This is a genomic window from Ruegeria sp. BG6 (assembly GCF_056538465.1).
Genome location: NZ_JBQFTB010000013.1, coordinates 38,487 through 56,593, shown reverse-complemented (window position 1 = coordinate 56,593; position 18,107 = coordinate 38,487). Strand labels below are relative to the sequence as shown.

General features: G+C 57.2%; 16 protein-coding genes. 6 read left to right on the top strand and 10 right to left on the bottom strand.

Translation table 11 applies throughout. From position 1 onward, the window contains the following. Nucleotides 1-48: 48 nt before the first annotated feature. Nucleotides 49-720: a peptide-methionine (S)-S-oxide reductase MsrA gene (gene msrA, locus ACR0JW_RS19150; RefSeq protein ID WP_480714315.1), complete on the top strand. Its 672-nt coding sequence runs from the start codon at nucleotides 49-51 to the stop codon at nucleotides 718-720. Here msrA and ACR0JW_RS19145 read toward each other — a convergent pair. Both ACR0JW_RS19145 and ACR0JW_RS19140 read right to left on the bottom strand, forming a co-directional pair. Beyond that, complete coding sequence (locus ACR0JW_RS19145) at nucleotides 717-1,589, bottom strand: ribokinase (RefSeq protein WP_170619055.1); 873 nt, start codon at nucleotides 1,587-1,589, stop codon at nucleotides 717-719. The genes msrA and ACR0JW_RS19145 overlap by 4 nt on opposite strands. Nucleotides 1,590-1,592: 3 nt before the next feature. Beyond that, nucleotides 1,593-3,848 carry an NADP-dependent malic enzyme gene (locus tag ACR0JW_RS19140; protein ID WP_480714314.1) on the bottom strand — a complete coding sequence of 752 codons (2,256 nt, stop codon included), beginning with the start codon at nucleotides 3,846-3,848 and terminating at the stop codon, nucleotides 1,593-1,595. Nucleotides 3,849-4,010: 162 nt separating this feature from the next. Between ACR0JW_RS19140 and mutS the strand changes: the two genes are divergently transcribed. Further along, nucleotides 4,011-6,626, top strand: a complete 2,616-nt coding sequence (gene mutS / locus ACR0JW_RS19135; RefSeq protein WP_480714338.1) for a DNA mismatch repair protein MutS — start codon at nucleotides 4,011-4,013, stop codon at nucleotides 6,624-6,626. Nucleotides 6,627-6,684: 58 nt separating this feature from the next. Here mutS and ACR0JW_RS19130 read toward each other — a convergent pair whose 3' ends face one another. Next, a complete protein-coding gene (locus ACR0JW_RS19130; RefSeq protein WP_480714313.1) occupies nucleotides 6,685-7,248 on the bottom strand; it encodes a nucleotide exchange factor GrpE in 564 nt (187 codons plus the stop codon). A 10-nt stretch (nucleotides 7,249-7,258) separates the two neighbouring features. After that, nucleotides 7,259-8,323, bottom strand: coding sequence for a heat-inducible transcriptional repressor HrcA (gene hrcA, locus ACR0JW_RS19125; RefSeq protein WP_170680150.1), 1,065 nt, complete (start codon nucleotides 8,321-8,323; stop codon nucleotides 7,259-7,261). A gap of 112 nt (nucleotides 8,324-8,435) precedes the next feature. Here hrcA and rph point away from each other — a divergent pair, with 112 nt between their 5' ends. Genes rph through ACR0JW_RS19105 form a run of 4 tightly spaced genes read left to right on the top strand, consistent with a single transcriptional unit; the run spans nucleotide 8,436 to nucleotide 11,261 of the window. Next, nucleotides 8,436-9,149 (top strand): ribonuclease PH, encoded by a 714-nt coding sequence (gene rph / locus ACR0JW_RS19120; protein WP_170680148.1) that lies wholly within the window; start codon nucleotides 8,436-8,438, stop codon nucleotides 9,147-9,149. Then, a complete protein-coding gene (gene rdgB, locus ACR0JW_RS19115) occupies nucleotides 9,146-9,760 on the top strand; it encodes an RdgB/HAM1 family non-canonical purine NTP pyrophosphatase (protein ID WP_170824976.1) in 615 nt (204 codons plus the stop codon). The genes rph and rdgB overlap by 4 nt, the downstream gene beginning before the upstream one ends. After that, on the top strand, nucleotides 9,750-10,904 hold the full coding sequence (hemW, locus tag ACR0JW_RS19110; protein ID WP_170680144.1) for a radical SAM family heme chaperone HemW: 1,155 nt from the start codon (nucleotides 9,750-9,752) through the stop codon (nucleotides 10,902-10,904). The genes rdgB and hemW overlap by 11 nt, the downstream gene beginning before the upstream one ends. A gap of 3 nt (nucleotides 10,905-10,907) precedes the next feature. Next, nucleotides 10,908-11,261, top strand: coding sequence for a YbaN family protein (locus ACR0JW_RS19105; RefSeq protein WP_170612749.1), 354 nt, complete (start codon nucleotides 10,908-10,910; stop codon nucleotides 11,259-11,261). Here ACR0JW_RS19105 and ACR0JW_RS19100 read toward each other — a convergent pair. The 6 genes from ACR0JW_RS19100 to rho are packed head-to-tail and all read right to left on the bottom strand — an operon-like array spanning nucleotide 11,251 to nucleotide 18,048. Beyond that, nucleotides 11,251-12,144 carry a ParB/RepB/Spo0J family partition protein gene (locus ACR0JW_RS19100; RefSeq protein ID WP_170680142.1) on the bottom strand — a complete coding sequence of 298 codons (894 nt, stop codon included), beginning with the start codon at nucleotides 12,142-12,144 and terminating at the stop codon, nucleotides 11,251-11,253. The two genes, ACR0JW_RS19105 and ACR0JW_RS19100, sit on opposite strands and share 11 nt — an antisense overlap. 20 nt (nucleotides 12,145-12,164) lie before the next feature. After that, on the bottom strand, nucleotides 12,165-12,968 hold the full coding sequence (locus tag ACR0JW_RS19095; RefSeq protein ID WP_170680140.1) for an AAA family ATPase: 804 nt from the start codon (nucleotides 12,966-12,968) through the stop codon (nucleotides 12,165-12,167). After that, a complete protein-coding gene (gene rsmG / locus ACR0JW_RS19090) occupies nucleotides 12,961-13,581 on the bottom strand; it encodes a 16S rRNA (guanine(527)-N(7))-methyltransferase RsmG (protein ID WP_170680138.1) in 621 nt (206 codons plus the stop codon). The genes ACR0JW_RS19095 and rsmG overlap by 8 nt, the downstream gene beginning before the upstream one ends. After that, the gene (mnmG, locus tag ACR0JW_RS19085; RefSeq protein ID WP_480714312.1) at nucleotides 13,578-15,446 is read right to left on the bottom strand and encodes a tRNA uridine-5-carboxymethylaminomethyl(34) synthesis enzyme MnmG; all 1,869 of its coding nucleotides are present in this window, start codon (nucleotides 15,444-15,446) and stop codon (nucleotides 13,578-13,580) included. Before mnmG ends, rsmG begins: the two co-directional genes overlap by 4 nt. Before the next feature lie 12 nt (nucleotides 15,447-15,458). Further along, nucleotides 15,459-16,745, bottom strand: coding sequence for a tRNA uridine-5-carboxymethylaminomethyl(34) synthesis GTPase MnmE (gene mnmE / locus ACR0JW_RS19080; RefSeq protein ID WP_170680134.1), 1,287 nt, complete (start codon nucleotides 16,743-16,745; stop codon nucleotides 15,459-15,461). Between the two features lie 31 nt (nucleotides 16,746-16,776). Continuing rightward, nucleotides 16,777-18,048, bottom strand: coding sequence for a transcription termination factor Rho (gene rho, locus ACR0JW_RS19075; RefSeq protein ID WP_170619061.1), 1,272 nt, complete (start codon nucleotides 18,046-18,048; stop codon nucleotides 16,777-16,779). Between the last annotated feature and the right edge of the window lie 59 nt (nucleotides 18,049-18,107).

Below are 18,107 nucleotides of genomic sequence, written 5' to 3'. Positions count from 1 at the left end.
GCATGATCGGGGAACACGGGGCAGCCTGTCTCTGGAAGGAGACCTGCCATGACCCGGACTGCAAATGCCGTTTGTTTCAAACCGACCCTGCTGTTCATTCTGATCTTTCTGGCCGCGCTGCTGCGCGCACTGCCCGCGCCTGCCGCCGGGACCGAGACACTGACGGTTGCGGGTGGCTGTTTCTGGTGTGTTGAATCCGATTTTGAATCCGTCCCCGGCGTGACCGGCGCCGTTTCGGGTTATACGGGCGGCACGGTGGACAATCCGACCTACAAACAGGTGACACGTGGAGGAACAGGTCACTACGAAGCCGTTCAGATCACATTCGATCCGTCGCGTGTGTCACGTGAAACGCTGCTGAACATGTTTTTCCGCTCGGTCGACCCAACCGATGCCGGTGGGCAGTTCTGCGACCGGGGCGACAGCTATCGGACGGCCATCTTCGTCTCTAACACAGGGGAAAAGGTGCTGGCGGAAAAAGCCAAGTCCAATGCGCAATCAGCATTGGGGCAAACGGTGGTCACACCCATTCTGAACGCATCCACGTTCTACCCGGCCGAAAAATACCATCAGGATTATTACAAAGGCGACAAACTGGTCTTAACCCGCTTTGGCCCCAAACGTCAGAGCAGCGCTTACAAGGCCTACCGCAAAGCATGCGGACGCGATGCGCGGGTCAAACAACTGTGGGGCAGTGATGCGCCCTTCGCCGGGTCCTAGTCGAACCGAGCTGCCCGCACTTCCTTCAGATCGGGAATAACGTCAGCCGTCCCGTGCCGCATGACCATCAGGGCGCCGGCGCGGGTCGCCTGTGCGATGGCCTGCTCCATCGGCAGCCCCCGGTCCATTCCAGCCAGTACGTAGCCGGTGAATGTATCCCCCGCGCCTGTTGTATCGACAGCCTTGACCGCATGGGCTGGAAAGTCCTGTGGTTCGGCACCCCGTTGATAGTAGCGCGCGCCTTTTGATCCGAGGGTTACGATGACATGCCGGACGGGCAGATCATTGGCGTTCAGACCGGTTTCCTGCTGTAGCTGCTCGGCCTCCACCTCGTTCAGGATCAGGAAATCGAGGTAAGGTAAAACCGCCTTGACCGCATCGGCCTGAAACGGGGCTGCGGCGTAACAGACGGTCAGACCCAGTTCGTGCCCCAGCCGGGCCGCTTCGACCTGCGCGTTGGTTTCGTTCTGCATCACCAGCAGATCGCCGGTATCGGTCGCGGACAGTGCTTGGCCCAACTGATCCGCCTGCAATGCATGATTGGCGCCAGGGTACAGGACGATCAGGTTCTCGCCCTGCGCATCCACCGCGATGATCGCATGGCCTGTAGGTGTGTCAACTTCGGCAATGTGGCGGGTGTCCACGCCGTATTCTGTCAGCCGGTCCTTTGCCCAGCGCCCATCTGGACCAACCGCCCCGATATGGCAGACATGCGACCCGGCCCGCGCAGCGGCGACGGACATGTTGGCCCCTTTGCCGCCCAAAAAACGCTCCAGCCCATTTGCGGCCAGAGTTTCCCCCGGCGCAGGCAGGTGCGGCAGGGCGTAAACCATATCCGCGTTTATTGAACCGAGGTTCCAGATCGTCATGACTTACCCGATATCGCAAGAGGCCAGGATGGCCATATTCAGAATGTCATTCGCCGTCGATACGGTCGAGCAGATCTGGATCGGCTTGTCGACCCCGGACAGGATCGGGCCAATCACCGTCGCACCGCCCATTTCCTGCATCAGTTTGGTTGAAATCGACGCTGAGTGACGCGCAGGCACGATCAGGATATTGGCCGGGCCGGTCAGACGCGAGAACGGATAGGCCGCCTGCTGATCCACGTTCAGCGCAACATCCACGGTCATCTCGCCTTCGTATTCGAAGTTGACGCCGCGCTGGTCCAGAACCGCTGGCGCGCGGTGCATCTTTTCCGCACGTTCCGAGACCGGATACCCGAAGGTCGAGAAGCTGACAAAGGCGACCCGCGGCTCGATCCCCATATGGCGCGCCACGGCGGCCGAGCGTTCGGCGATTGTGGCCAGGTCGTTCTCGTCCGGCCATTCATGGACAAGCGTGTCGCCGATCAAAACGATGCGCCCCTTATGCAGCAGCGCCGTAACGCCGGCCGCGCCATGGGTGGCGTCGGCATCGAAAACGTGATTGATACGATCCAGAACATGCGCGGATTTTCGCGTCGCACCGGTCACAAGCCCGTCTGCGTGGCCGTGGGCCAGCATCAGGGATGAAAACACATGCCTGTCCCGCGCGGCAAGGCGGTGAATATCCTTGGAATCAAAGCCTTTACGCTGAAGCCGGTTGTACAGGAAAGATTTGTAAGTCTCGAGATGAGTGGTGTTTGCCGCATTCACGACCTCCAACTCACGCACTGCGTCCCCGAGGCCGGCGTCCTCGAGCTTTTTCTTGACGTCATCGGGTCGGCCAACGACCAGGGCCTTGCCGAAGCCCGAACGCTGATACATCACGGCTGCGCGCAACACACGGGGATCGTCACCCTCGGCAAAGATCATCCGGCTTTGCGCGGCGCGGGCGCGAGCGTTCAGACCGCGCAGGATGCTGGCCGTCGGGTCCATGCGGGATTTCAGGCTCAGCTCATAGGCGTCCATGTCGATGATCGGACGGCGGGCCGCACCGGTATCCATCCCAGCCTTGGCCACGGCAGGCGGGATACGATGGATCAGGCGCGGGTCAAACGGCGTCGGAATGATGTAATCCCGTCCGAATGTCAGAGATTTGCCATAGGCCATCGCAACCTCATCCGGCACGTCCTCGCGTGCCAGATTGGCCAAAGCATGGGCACAGGCGATTTTCATCTCGTCATTGATGGCACGGGCATGGATGTCTAGCGCCCCACGGAACAAGTAGGGAAAACCCAGAACGTTGTTCACCTGGTTCGGATAGTCGCTGCGACCGGTGGCAACGATGGCATCGACACGAACCTCGTGCGCTTCTTCCGGAGTGATCTCGGGGTCGGGGTTCGCCATCGCAAAGATCACCGGATTGTCGGCCATGCTGGCCACCATGTCCTGCGTGACCGCACCCTTGACCGACACGCCCAGGAAGACGTCGGCACCCTTCAGGGCCTCGTCCAGGGTACGCAGCTCGGTCGAGATCGCATGGGCCGACTTCCACTGGTTCATACCCTCGGTCCGACCCTGATAGATCACACCTTTGGTGTCGCAGACGATACAGTTGTCATGCCGCGCGCCCATCGCCTTGAGCAGTTCGATACAGGCAATCCCTGCAGCACCCGCGCCGTTCAGGACGATCTTTACGTCCTCGATCTTCTTGCCCGAGATATGCAGCGCGTTCAGCAGACCCGCTGCACAGATCACCGCCGTACCGTGTTGGTCATCGTGGAAGACAGGGATATCCATCTCTTCCTTCAGACGCTGTTCGATGATGAAACATTCGGGCGCCTTGATGTCTTCCAGATTGATGCCACCAAAGGTCGGCCCCATCAGTCGCACCGCACGGCAGAACTCATCCGGGTCCTCGGTATCCAGTTCGATGTCGATCGAGTTCACATCGGCGAACCGTTTGAACAGGACCGATTTCCCCTCCATCACCGGTTTCGAGCCCAGCGCGCCCAGATTTCCCAGACCCAGCACAGCGGTCCCGTTCGAAATCACGGCCACCAGGTTGCCCTTGTTGGTATAGTCATAGGCCGTCTCGGGAGATTCAGCGATGGCTTCACAGGGAACGGCCACTCCGGGGCTATAGGCCAGCGACAGGTCCCGCTGCGTGGTCATGGGTACGGTGGCCTGCACCTCCCACTTCCCGGGGGTTGGTTCCAGGTGAAAGGCCAGCGCCTCTTCGTTGGTGATCTTCGCTTTGGGCATGTGATGGGTCGTTTCTTTACATCTGCGGGACGATTGCCTCATAGCGCAGGAGAACGCGCGCCTCAACGGGAATGAGTTTTCGGCTTTTACAGAAGATGCGGGATTTGTAAGGTCGCGTCCGGAATACGCCAGAAGGGATCAGCTTTGTCCACAGTCACGCCGATGATGGCGCAATATCTCGAAATCAAAGAGGCCCATGCCGACGCCCTGCTGTTTTATCGCATGGGCGATTTTTACGAGATGTTCTTTGAAGACGCCGTCAACGCCGCCGTGGCGCTGGATATCGCGCTGACCAAACGTGGCAAGCACAACGGAGCCGACATCCCCATGTGCGGCGTGCCCGTGCATTCCGCCGAAGGGTATCTGCTGACACTGATCCGAAAAGGTTTCCGAGTCGCCGTCTGCGAGCAGATGGAAAGCCCGGCGGAAGCGAAGAAAAGAGGCTCTAAATCGGTCGTAAGGCGCGATGTTGTGCGTCTTGTGACACCCGGCACGCTGACCGAAGACGCGCTGTTGGAGGCTCGCCGCCACAACTTTCTGGCCGCTTATGCCGAGGTCCGGGATGAAGCCGCCTTGGCCTGGGCCGATATATCGACAGGGGCGTTTCACGTGATGCCTTTGACGTCCGTGCGCCTTAGCCCTGAACTGGCCCGGCTGGCACCATCCGAGTTGATCGTGGCCGATGGAGTTCAGGACAAACTGAACGAACCTGCCCGTGATCTTGGTGTCTCGCTAACCCCGATCGGGCGCGCCAGCTTTGACAGCACTGCGGCGGAAAAGCGTATCTGCGGATTGTTTCACGTGGGCGCCCTGGACGCATTTGGCAGTTTTGGACGCGCAGAGATTTCGGCCATGGGCGCGCTGATCGCCTATCTGGAAATCACGCAAAAGGGCAAACTGCCGCTGCTGCAGACCCCGCTCAAGGAATCCGAAGACCGCGTTGTTCAGATCGACAGCGCAACTCGGCGTAATCTGGAACTCACCCGATCCCTGTCCGGAGGTCGCGCCGGTTCACTACTGTCTGTGGTCGACCGAACTGTCACACCGGGCGGCGCGCGTCTTTTGGAGCAGCGCCTCTCCAGCCCCTCCCGCAATCTGGACGTCATCCACGGGCGGTTGGATGCGGTGAATTTTGCGACCGAAGACAGCCTGATCGCATCGGACCTGCGCGAGGCGCTGAGGAAAACCCCTGATCTGGATCGGGCCTTGTCTCGCCTGTCACTGGATCGCGGCGGCCCCCGTGACCTGGCAGCAATCCGAAACGGCCTGACACAGGCAGCGGCAATTGCCGAGCTTTGTGCGGACCGGGACTTGCCTGTCCTTCTGGCAACGGCGTTGCAAAATCTGGTTGGCTTCGATGACCTCCTGAACCTGCTTGATGATGCCCTTGTCGCAGAACCCCCGCTGCTGGCCCGCGACGGTGGTTTCATCGCCCCGGAGTATGACGCCGAGCTGGACGAGGCCCGCACCTTACGCGACGAAGGCCGCTCGGTCATCGCGGGCTTTCAGCAGAAATACGCGGAACATACCGGTATCACGTCACTAAAGATCAAGCACAACAATGTACTGGGCTACTTCATTGAAACGACGGCCACCCATGCCCAGAAGATGCTGAACCCGCCCTTCAGTGAAACCTATATCCACCGCCAGACGACCGCGAACCAAGTACGCTTCACCACGGTTGAACTGTCTGAGATCGAAACCCGCATCCTGAACGCAGGAAATCTGGCGCTGGAGATCGAAAAGCGGCTCTATCAAAAGCTTTCTGACGAAATTCTGGACAAAGCCGCGCGCCTGAACCAAGCCGCGCGCGGTCTGGCCGAACTGGATTTGACCACCGCTTTGGCGGATCTGGCGCGTGGTGAAAACTGGTGTCGCCCGCAAGTCGACGCCTCGCGTACATTCGATGTCCAGGGGGGCAGACATCCGGTTGTCGAGCACGCATTACGCCAGCAAAGCGGTGACACCTTCATCGCGAATGACTGCGATCTCAGCGCCAATGGAGGCGCAGCGATCTGGCTGCTTACCGGTCCAAACATGGCCGGTAAGTCAACGTTTCTGCGCCAGAATGCACTGATCGCCTTGCTGGCCCAGATGGGCAGCTATGTCCCCGCTGAACAGGCGCATATCGGTCTTGTCAGCCAGTTGTTCAGCCGTGTCGGAGCATCAGACGATCTGGCCCGTGGACGCTCGACCTTTATGGTCGAAATGGTCGAGACCGCCGCCATCCTCAATCAGGCGGATGACCGCGCGCTGGTCATTCTTGATGAAATCGGTCGCGGCACCGCCACCTATGACGGTCTGTCCATCGCATGGGCCACGCTGGAACATCTGCACGCCGCCAACCAGTGCCGCGCCTTGTTTGCCACGCACTACCACGAACTGACCGCTCTTGCCGGACAACTGGAAGGTGTCGAAAACGCGACTGTCGCCGTCAAGGAATGGGAGGGTGAAGTCATCTTCCTTCACGAAGTTCACAAGGGTGCAGCCGACAGATCCTACGGAGTTCAGGTCGCGCAGCTCGCCGGACTGCCGGCATCTGTGGTCGAACGGGCCCGCATTGTTCTGGACCAGCTGGAAAAAACCGAACGCGAAGGTGGCAAACAAAAGGCCCTGATCGACGACCTGCCTTTGTTTTCGGCCGCGCCACCTCCACCGCCACCGACACCAAGAGCCTCACCCGTCACCGACCTGCTGGATCAAGTTCTGCCGGACGAACTGACCCCGCGGGACGCACTCGACCTAATCTACAAACTGAAAGAGGCGGCCAGATCATGACCGCCCCTTCATCTTTTCAAAAATACTCTCGCCGAAGGCTTGGCTTCAAAGAAGCCAATCAGTTCGCAGGCATCGACGATACCCCGACCTGCGCCGGACGCAGCAGGCGGTCATGCAGCATGAACCCCTCGGCCGAAACCTGAATGATATCACCCGCACGAGTCCCCGGCACCGGGGCTTCGAACATCGCTTCATGCACATTCGGATCGAACCGGTCGCCAACCTTGGGTGTGATCACTTCGATTCCATGCTTCTGGAACACGTCCTTCAAGGCCCGCATGGTCAGTTCAACGCCTTCGATCAGACCGGCGGCAACCTCTTTCTGTTCATCCGTCACAGTCTCAAGCGCGCGCTTCATGTTGTCGTAGACCGGCAGCATGTCACGGGCCAGTTTCGATCCGCCATACTGTTCCGCATCGCGGCGCGCCTTGTCGCCCCGCTTGCGCGCGTTTTCCGCATCCGCCAGGGCGCGCATGAACTTGTCCTTGAAATCGTCCCGCTCAGCGCGCAGCGCATCGATCTCCAGCGCCTCTTCGCTGATATCCATCAGCTCCTCAGCAAGTTCTTCCGCCTCGGCGGTTGCGATATCATCCAGAAATTCTTCGTTCTTGGGCTCTGCCATCTCTTACCCTCTAGCTCCGGTCGGATATCAGCTTGCCGACCAGTTGCGCCGTATAATCCACGATAGGCACGATCCGTCCATAATTCAGACGCGTGGGCCCGATGACCCCGACCGCACCAATTATCTTACGATCAGCGTTCATATATGGAGACACCACCAAAGAGGAACCCGAAAGTGAGAAAAGTTTGTTCTCTGAGCCGATAAAAATGCGCACACCCTCGCCTTCTTCGGCCAGTTCCAGAAATTCCGCGATGTCCCGCTTGCGTTCCAGGTCATCAAACAGCGTTCGAATTCGGTCCAGTTCCTCGGTCGCGCCGGTCTCCCCCAATAGATTCGCCCGCCCCCGCACGATCAAACGGGCCGAGTCGCCCGCATCGCCGTCCCAGGCGGCCATGCCGCTTTCGACCATCCCGCGCGCCAGCACATCGATTTCCTGCTTCCGCGCATCGATCTGGGTCTGCATCTGGCGCCGCACTTCGCTCAGCGTCCGGCCCTCGATCAGCGCATTCAGGAAATTTGCAGCCTCCCGCATCGAACTGGGTGTCTGGCCGGGCGGTGGTGTGAACAGCCGGTTCTCAACATGTCCGTCCGCAAAAACCAAAACCACCAGGGCCCGGTCATGAGCCAGCGATACAAACTCGATATGCTTGATCTCGGATTCGTGTTTTGGGGTCAAAACCAGTGATGCGCCATGTGTCACGTGTGACAAGGCCGAACCGACCCGGTCCAGCATTCCCCCTACATCACCCGCGTTAGAGCCTAGTGTCTCATCCAGCTTTTGCCGGTCATCCGCTCTCAGATCGCCAACCTCAAGCAGACCATCGACAAACATCCGCAGGCCCATTTGCGTCGGCACCCGACCCGCACTGATATGCGGGCTGTCGAGCAAGCCCAAAAACTCCAGATCCTGCATCACATTGCGCACGGTCGCGGCGCTGACTTTTTCCGACAGGGTGCGAGTCAGGGTCCGGCTTCCTACTGGCTCACCGCTGTCCAGATAACTCTCAACGATCAGCCGGAACACCTCGCGCGACCGGTCATTCATCTCGTTCAGAATTTTACTTGCTTCGCTCATCGGCGGTCCCCTGCTGGGTCGTCATTAAATCGCAGGCAATTGAAAGGTCAATCGGGGTTGCATCGTAAGCCAAGGGGGCGTTATCCCAAAGCCAGCAAACAAAGGATTTTCAATGCGACCCTCTGGACGTGATCTAAACGAAATGCGCCCGGTTTCAATTGAAACGGGCTTTACCAAACATGCCGAAGGTTCCTGCCTGATCAAAATGGGCGACACCCATGTTCTGTGCACCGCCACGATCGAGGATCGCGTGCCACCGTTCATCAAGGGCTCAGGCCTAGGCTGGGTCACTGCCGAATACGGCATGCTGCCCCGTGCAACCAACACCCGCATGCGGCGCGAGGCGACCTCGGGCAAGCAAGGCGGTCGCACCGTGGAAATTCAGCGCCTGATCGGCCGCGCCCTGCGCGCCGGTGTGGATCGGGTTGCACTGGGCGAGCGTCAGATCACCGTGGACTGTGATGTGATCCAGGCCGATGGCGGCACTCGCTGCGCTTCGATCACCGGTGGATGGGTTGCCTTGCGTTTGGCAGTCAACAAGCTGATGAAAACTGGCGATGTGATCTCGGACCCCTTGGTGGACCCTGTCGCGGCTGTTTCTTGCGGTATTTATGCAGGCCAGCCGGTATTGGATCTGGACTACCCCGAGGACAGCGAAGCCGGCGTCGATGGCAACTTTATCATGACCGGGTCGGGCAAGCTGATTGAGGTACAGATGAGCGCCGAAGGGTCTGTCTTTAGCCGCACTCAGATGGACCAGCTTATGGATTTGGCGGAAAAGGGCGTGGCTGAATTGGCTGCAGAACAAAAGGCCGCCGCCGCATGACCCGCAAGTTCGACGGCGACAGGCTGCTGGTGGCCACGCATAACAAAGGCAAGCTCGAGGAGATGGCGCATCTTCTCGAACCCTTTGGAGTGTCCGTCGTGGGCGCCGGTGAAATGGATCTTCCCGAACCGGAAGAAACCGAGGACACGTTCGTCGGCAACGCCCGGATCAAGGCTCATGCCGCCGCCAAGGCCACCGGCCTGCCTGCCCTGTCGGACGATTCCGGAATTACCATCGACGCGCTGGGCGGCGCGCCGGGCGTCTACACCGCCGATTGGGCCGAAACCGGCAACGGACGCGACTTCCTTATGGCGATGACCCGCGCGCATAATGAGATGGAGGAAAAAAACGCGCCCCACCCCCGCACCGCGCAATTCCGCAGCACGCTGGTTCTGGCCTGGCCCGACGGCCATGATGAAGTGTTCGAAGGTATCGCACCCGGCCACCTGGTCTGGCCCATCCGTGGCGAAGGCGGATTTGGGTATGACCCGATGTTTGTCCCCGACGGATACGACATTACCTTTGCCGAAATGGATCGTTGGGAAAAGAACAAGATCAGCCATCGTGGGCGCGCGGTGGAGATGTTCGTGAAAGGCTGCTTTGGCGGATGATTGGCGCAACGGGGGCTTTGGCCTGTATGTGCATTGGCCTTTTTGCGAGGCCAAATGCCCCTATTGTGACTTCAACAGCCATGTTTCCAGAAATATCGTTCAAAAACAATGGCTTGAAGCGTTTCTTGCTGAGCTGACCCGCTCGGCCGCCAAAACGCCAGGCCGGGTTCTGAACACGATCTTCTTTGGCGGCGGAACACCATCTTTGATGGCGCCGGAAACCGTTGCTGGTGTGATCGAGCAGGCGCGCAGCCTGTGGCGCCCGTCTAACAGCCTTGAAATTACGCTGGAAGCCAATCCCGGTTCGGTCGAGGCCGGACGCTTTGCCGCCTATCGTGACGCCGGGGTCAATCGCATTTCGATGGGCATTCAGGCCCTGAACGATGAAGACTTGCGCCGGTTGGGGCGCATTCACACAGTAGCCGAAGCGCAAGCGGCGTTCGACATTGCCCGTCATTGTTTTGACCGCGTCAGCTTCGACCTGATCTATGCCCGCCAGCACCAAACGCTGGAGGCGTGGAAATCGGAGTTGGCCGAAGCACTGAATATGGCGGTGGACCACCTGTCGCTTTATCAACTGACAATCGAAGAAGGAACGGCTTTCGGTGACCGCTATGCAGTCGGCAAACTTCGCGGGCTTCCGGAAGATGACAGTGCGGCAGACATGTATCTGGCCACGCAGGAGATTTGCGAAGCTCATGGTCTGCCGGCATACGAGATTTCAAATCATGCCCGCACAGACGCGGAATCCCGACACAACCTCATATACTGGCGGTACGGAGATTACGTCGGCATTGGCCCCGGTGCACATGGGCGCCTGACGCTGTCGGGGCTAAAGATGGCGACCGAAACCTATTTGTCTCCGACCAGGTGGCTGACGGCCGCTTTGAGCGGCAATGGCGAAAAGTCCCGAACCGCCCTGTCATCAAAAGATCAGGCAAATGAATACCTGTTGATGGGAATGCGCATTGCCGAGGGGCTGGACATGGACCGGTTCGCAACCCTTTCCAAAGCCCCGTTGAATCCGGAAAAATTGGATGAACTCGAGTCCTACGGGATGATCAGACGTGATCAAAACCGACTTTTTGCAACCAAAGACGGTCGCGCGGTGCTGAATGCCGTGATCCGCGAATTGTTGGAGTAGCGCATGCAGTTTCTTTGGGCCGGACTGGGGTTGCTATGCGTGGCACTGGCGGTTGTGGGGATTGTCCTGCCGTTGCTTCCAACGGTGCCGTTCTTGCTGCTTGCAGCGTTTTTCTTCGCGCGCTCCTCATCCCGGTTGCACAATTGGCTGATCACCCACAGAACCTTTGGCCCGATGATCCTTGATTGGCAAAGTTCCGGTGCGATCCGCCCGGCAGCAAAAAAGGCGGCAACCTTGTCAGTTGCCGCCGTGTTTGGATTGTCTGTTCTGCTTTCCCTGCCAGCCCATGTCTTGATCATTCAGGCCCTGGTTCTGGGCGGAGTGATGGGTTTCATCTGGACCCGGCCTAACGGCTGAGCTTGGCGCACAAATCGTCCAACTGATCCAGGTTTTCATAGGTTAAGACAACCTGACCCGATTCCGTTCCGGCCTTGTGATTGATGGACACCTTCATCGCAAGGATTGCCGAAAGATCTTTTTCCAGCGCTCGGGTGTCCGCATCCTTGCCTGCATCCAGATTTCTGGCCCTGGGTGTCGTTGTTGCCGGACCGTCTTGCTTCTTTTTGACCAAAGCTTCGGTTGCTCGAACAGACAACCCATCTCGGACGACAATTTTCGCCAATGCAGACGGGTTTTCGGCCGTGATCAGCGCCCTCGCATGTCCTGCGGACAATTTACCTTCAATAACAAGAGTTTGTACATCAATTGGCAGAGACAGAAGGCGGAGTAGGTTGGCTATGTGACTGCGGCTTTTGCCCAGGGCTTCTGCAAGCTTTTCCTGCGTGTGACCAAAGCGGTCCATCAACTGTTTGTAGCCAGCGGCCTCTTCCACCGCGTTCAGATCAGCGCGCTGGATGTTTTCAATGATGGCAACTTCCAGAACCTCGGTATCGTCAAAGTCCCGAACAATGACCGGGATGTCGTGCAGCTGCGCCATCTGTGCGGCCCGCCACCGTCGCTCACCCGCAACGATCTCATACTCGCTACCATTGATCTGACGCACGATCAGCGGCTGGATGATGCCCTTTTCTTTTACCGACGCCGCAAGTTCATCCAATTGATCGGTTGAGAAAGTCCGGCGTGGCTGGTTCGGGTTCGCACGCAGTTTTTCGATCGGAACCTTGAGATCAGGGCGGCGGGATTCAGAAAAGCCGCGCCCATCTGTTTCAGTTGCGACATCAGCCATAAGGGCCGACAATCCCCGCCCCAATCCCCGGGATTTTGTTTTTTTGACGTTCACGTCGGCCTCCTCACTGCTACTTAGGCTGCGGCTCTGTTATTTTTTTGCATGACTTCCCGGGCCAGATGACGGTAGGCCATCGCCCCCAGAGACCCCGAGTCGTACTGCAAGACCGGCAACGCATAAGACGGCGCTTCGCTGACCCGAACATTTCTGGGTATCTTGGTTTTAAATACCATCTCACCCAGATTGTCACGCGCGTCTTTCTCAACCTGGCGGGACAAGTTGTTGCGGTTGTCATACATGGTCAACACAACACCTTCGATTCTCAGGTCCGGATTTGCGGTTTGGCGAACCTCTCGAATAGTCAGCATTAACTGAGACAGCCCCTCAAGTGCGAAGAACTCGCTTTGCAGCGGAACCAGCACCGAATGGGCCGCAACCATGGCGTTGACCGTCAGCAAATTCAGGGACGGCGGGCAATCGATCAGCACATAATCCAACTCAAATTTGTCTATTGCGGTCTGACGTAGCGCATCGTGAAGCAGATAGCTGCGTTTTTCATTGGAAATGAGCTCGATGTCGGCTGAACTCAGATCGACAGTGGCTGGGACAACAAACAGCCCGTCAATCTCCGTTTCCTGAATCACCGCCTCCAGCGGAGCATCGTCAAGAATCAGGTCATAGGTCGTCCAGTCGCGGTCCTCGACGCCCAGACCGGTTGACGCGTTCCCCTGCGGATCAAGGTCCACAACCAGAACTTTACACCCCGCTTCGGCGAGGCCTGCCGCTAAGTTGATCGCCGTTGTGGTTTTTCCTACCCCACCCTTCTGATTGGCAACCGCAATTATCCGAGGCCCTTCCGGGCGAGACAGATCAACCACGTGATACTCCTTTGATCTTAAGGATAACGGCTTGGGGTTCGGTTAAACTTCTAATTGGCTCAACACCAAAATTCCATTCCTCACGCGCTTCTTCCAGTTCTTTTTTCCAGTTTGCGCCTTTTGGGAACAGCGCTACGCCGGAATCGGCTAAATGCCTGTTGCAGAACGACAATAACTTGCTCAGATCGGCCAATGCTCTGGCGGATAGTACATCTGCTTCGGCAGGTTCCGCCAACTCGATCCGCTTGGAAACTACAGTGCAGTTTGCGCCGCATTCCCGGGCTACATTTCGCAAGAAGGCCGATTTTCGCTGATCACTTTCCAAGAAGGTGAATCTGGAGTCAGGTGCTTCATCAATGGCCATAAGTGCGCAAACCATGCCCGGGAAGCCCCCTCCGCTGCCCAGATCCACCCAATGCCCAAAGCTCTCGACACAACGGAATACCTGCACGGAATCCAGGATGTGGCGTGTCCAGATCTCCGAAAGACTGTTTTTCGAAACAAGGTTGATCTTAGGGTTCCAGCGATTCACCAAATCTACGTAGGTCTCAAACCGAGCAAATGTTTCACGTGAAACATTCAGCCCGTCAAACAAGGCAAACTCTGAACTCATGCTTTCCGGGCCTTAAGGCCGCGCCTTAGTTTTGCAAGAACCAGTGCCAGAGCGGCAGGAGTAACGCCTTCGACCCGGCTGGCCTGTGCGATATTTTCGGGCCTTGCTGACGAGAGTTTTTGCTTCATCTCTGAAGAAAGCCCATCCATCCCGAAATAGTCGAAATCTCGTGGGATTTCATAGGATTCATCCCGCTTCATAGCTTCGACATCCCTTTGCTGGCGCGCGATATAATTCGCATAAAGCGCGTCTCGCTCGACCTGCAACCGAATTTCATCTTCGACCTGTTCAAGATCCGGAAGTAGCGGGATCAAATCCTGAAAACTGACATCTGGGAAGGCAAGGATTGCCATTCCATCCCTGCGGTTTCCGTCCTGGTTGACATTGATTCCTGCTGCCCGCACTTCCTTTGGCGTGAAGCTTTGTTCTTTCAGGCGAGATTTAGCCTGATCCAGTTTTTTAACCTTTTCTTCAAACTGGTTTTTTCGATGTTCATCAATACAGCCCAGTTTTATTCCGATTGGCGTCAACCGTTGATCTGAATTGTCAGCACGAAGGGACAGTCTGAATTCTGCCCGAGATGTAAACATTCGATAGGGTTCTGCCACACCACGCGTTGTCAGATCGTCGATCATGACACCGATATAGCTGTCGGCCCTTGTAAAGTGAACCGGATCCCGCACTTGCGCTTCCAAGGCCGCATTCAGACCTGCGACCATACCTTGTGCCGCCGCTTCCTCATATCCTGTGGTACCGTTGATCTGACCCGCAAGATATAGACCCGGTACATCAGGCAAAGACAGTGAGCTCGTCAGAACACGTGGGTCCACGTAGTCATATTCGATCGCGTATCCAGGTTGCAGTATTTCAGCGGCCTCGAGTCCCTTTATGGACCGCACATAGGCCAGTTGAACATCCTGAGGCAGAGATGTCGAAATTCCATTCGGGTAGATTGTGTGTTCGTTCACACCTTCTGGTTCAAGGAAAATCTGATGGGAATCCTTGTCCGCAAACCTAACGATTTTGTCTTCGATCGAAGGGCAATATCTGGGCCCAACACCGTCTATGTGACCGCCATACATTGCCGATCGGGACAGGTTGTTTTGAATTATCTCGTGGGTACGTTCGTTGGTATGGGTGATCCCGCATGAAATTTGTGGCGCGACCGCTGTTTTTGTCAGGAACGAAAAGAATGTTGGATCCTCATCGCCCTTTTGCTCATCGAGTCCCGACCAATCGATGGTTCTGCCGTCCAATCGCGGTGGTGTCCCGGTTTTGAGACGTGACATCGGAAGATCAAATCCGTCCAGGCGCTCCGCCAGTTTCACCGATGGCCGGTCCCCCATCCGACCTCCGGGCTTTGACACATCTCCGATATGTATCACGCCCCGAAGGAAAGTGCCTGAGGTCAGAATAACAGTTTTCGCGTGAATCTCTGATGAATCAGCCAGTTGAACTCCGGCAACTCGTGATCCATCCATCAGGAAGTCGACGACTTCCCCGGTAATCACGGACAGGTTTTCCTGTCTTTTCGTCGTCGCTTGCATGGCGGACCGATACAACGCGCGGTCAGCCTGTGTTCGGGGGCCCTGCACGGCCGGACCCTTGCGGCGATTAAGCAGGCGAAATTGAATACCAGCCTGATCGGCGACCTGACCCATGACGCCGCCCAGGGCATCAATTTCCCGAACCAGATGCCCCTTGCCCAGCCCGCCGATTGCAGGATTGCAGGACATTACCCCGATATCCGTTTCAGACAAGGTGACCAATGCGGTGGCGGCACCCAACCGGGCTGCGGCATGTGCGGCTTCGGTTCCAGCGTGACCGGCACCAATTACGACGACATCAAACATTGAATGTTTCACGTGAAACACTCCCTACTTACCAAGGCAGAAGCTGGAGAATATTTCGTCCAACAGGTTTTCAACATCTATTCTGCCGACCAGTGATTCAAGGGCGCGTATGGCTGAACGCAGTTCCTCGGCTGCTATATCATACAGATCCGGACCTGATTCCAGAACGCTTGTTGCGTCGGACAAGGATTGCAGAGCTTTGTTCAGCGATACACGGTGCCGTTCGCGCGTAGCAATACCATGGCTGGTAGATCGCTGCGCCAAGACACACGATATCTGGGATATTAGCTGATCTATCCCTTCCCCGGTTTTCCCTGATATTCCACCTTTGGAATGTGAACGCAGGTCGGATTTCGGAAAGACCTGGATATCTCCTTCGCTCATCGGAACACCCAGATCCTGCGGAGAATCAGCCAAAAACACTCGCAAATCAGCAGCTTCGGCGCGTTTTCGCGCCAGTTCGATCCCAAGGTTTTCTACGTGGTCCTCGGCTTCGCGCAAACCGGCCGTGTCCAGCAATGTGACCGGCAACCCCGCAAGATCCATGCGAACCTCGATCACATCACGGGTTGTTCCGGCAAATTCCGAGGTTATTGCAGCTTCCCGCCCGGCCAAGGCATTCAGCAGAGTGGATTTACCTGCATTCGGCAAACCGACGATGGCCACCTCAAATCCTGTTCGGATTCGCTCGGCAATTTTTACGCCTTCCGCTTCCCGGCGCAGGTCATCCATGACACCCGATACAAGCGACCGCACTTCAGGCGTAACATCTGTCGGCACGTCTTCATCGGCAAAATCGATCACCGCCTCCAACAAGGATGCGGCACGGATAAGATCACGACGCCAGCGCTCGGCCAGAACACCCAATTCACCGGCCAAAATCGTTTGCGCCTGTTTACGCTGAGCTTCGGTCTCCGCGTCAATCAGATCAGCCAGACCTTCGACTTGCGTCAAATCCATCTTGCCGTTTTCCAACGCTCTGCGCGTAAACTCTCCGGGTTCAGCCAAGCGCAGATCTTCCATGTCAGACAGACAGCGCAATACGGCGTTCACTGAAGCCGTACTGCCATGGATCTGCAGCTCAGCCACATCTTCGCCGGTAAAGCTGGCCGGTCCTTCGAAGGTCAGGACAAGGCCATCATCCAACCGCCCACCGTCCTGCGCATACAGGGATCGGAGGTGCATGCCGCGGGAAGGCAATGTACCGCGGGCCAGTTCTGCCGCGGCCTTATGCGCCTGTGGACCAGAAAGGCGGATAACCGCCACCCCTGCTTTGCCTTGCGCGCTGGCCAAGGCGAATATCGTATCCATTCGAAGGCCTCGCGTGGGTTTAAGACCTGTGTCAGGTATTCATCGAATCGAAGAACTCACCATTGGTCTTCGTCTGTTTCAACTTCGACAACAGGAATTCGATCGCGTCGGTCGTGCCCATCGGGTTGAGGATGCGGCGCAGGACAAAGGTCTTGGCCAGATCGCCCTTGTCGACCAGCAGATCCTCTTTCCGGGTACCGGATTTGAGGATGTCGATCGCCGGGAACACGCGCTTGTCAGCGATTTTGCGATCCAGAACGATTTCCGAGTTACCCGTACCTTTGAATTCTTCGAAGATCACCTCGTCCATCCGGCTGCCGGTGTCGATCAGCGCAGTGGCGATGATGGTCAGCGAGCCGCCCTCTTCGATGTTCCGCGCGGCACCAAAGAACCGCTTGGGACGTTGCAGAGCATTTGCGTCCACACCACCGGTCAGAACTTTACCCGAGGATGGCACCACAGTGTTAAACGCTCTACCAAGTCTTGTGATCGAATCGAGGAGAATAACAACATCTCGTTTATGTTCGACCAAACGCTTTGCTTTTTCGATCACCATTTCCGAAACCGCCACGTGGCGCGTCGCCGGTTCGTCGAAGGTCGAGGACACAACCTCACCCTTCACCGAGCGTTGCATGTCGGTCACCTCTTCAGGGCGTTCGTCGATCAGCAGGACGATCAGGTAGCATTCCGGGTGGTTCTGTTCGATCGAATGCGCAATGTTCTGCAGGATCACCGTCTTACCGGTGCGCGGCGGTGCCACGATCAGCGAACGCTGGCCTTTACCAATTGGCGAAACCAGGTCGATGACACGCGCCGACTTATCCTTGATGGTGGGATCTTCGATCTCCATCTTCAGACGCTCATCCGGATACAGCGGCGTCAGGTTGTCGAACAGGATTTTGTGCTTGGCCTTCTCAGGATCTTCGAAGTTAATTTTGGTGACCTTAGTCAGAGCAAAGTAACGTTCGTTCTCATCTGGTGCCTTGATCTCGCCTTCAACCGTGTCCCCGGTCCGCAGTGAGTGCAGGCGGATCATGTCAGGCGAGACATAGATATCGTCCGGACCCGGCAGATAGTTCGCCTCGGGCGAGCGCAGGAAGCCAAAACCGTCCTGCAGCACTTCAAGCACACCATCACCGCCAACGGTCCAGCCATCATCCGCACGTTCGCGCAGGATCTGGAACATCATCTCGCCTTTCCGCATGGTCGAGGCGTTTTCAATCTCCAGCTCTTCGGCCATCGCCAGAAGATCTTTGGGGCTTTTGGCTTTCAGGTCGGCCAGATTCAGGGCTTCAGTTGTCATGATATATACCTTCACCGCTGGCATCGCGGCACGAAGTGGAATTTCAGTACGGAAGATAC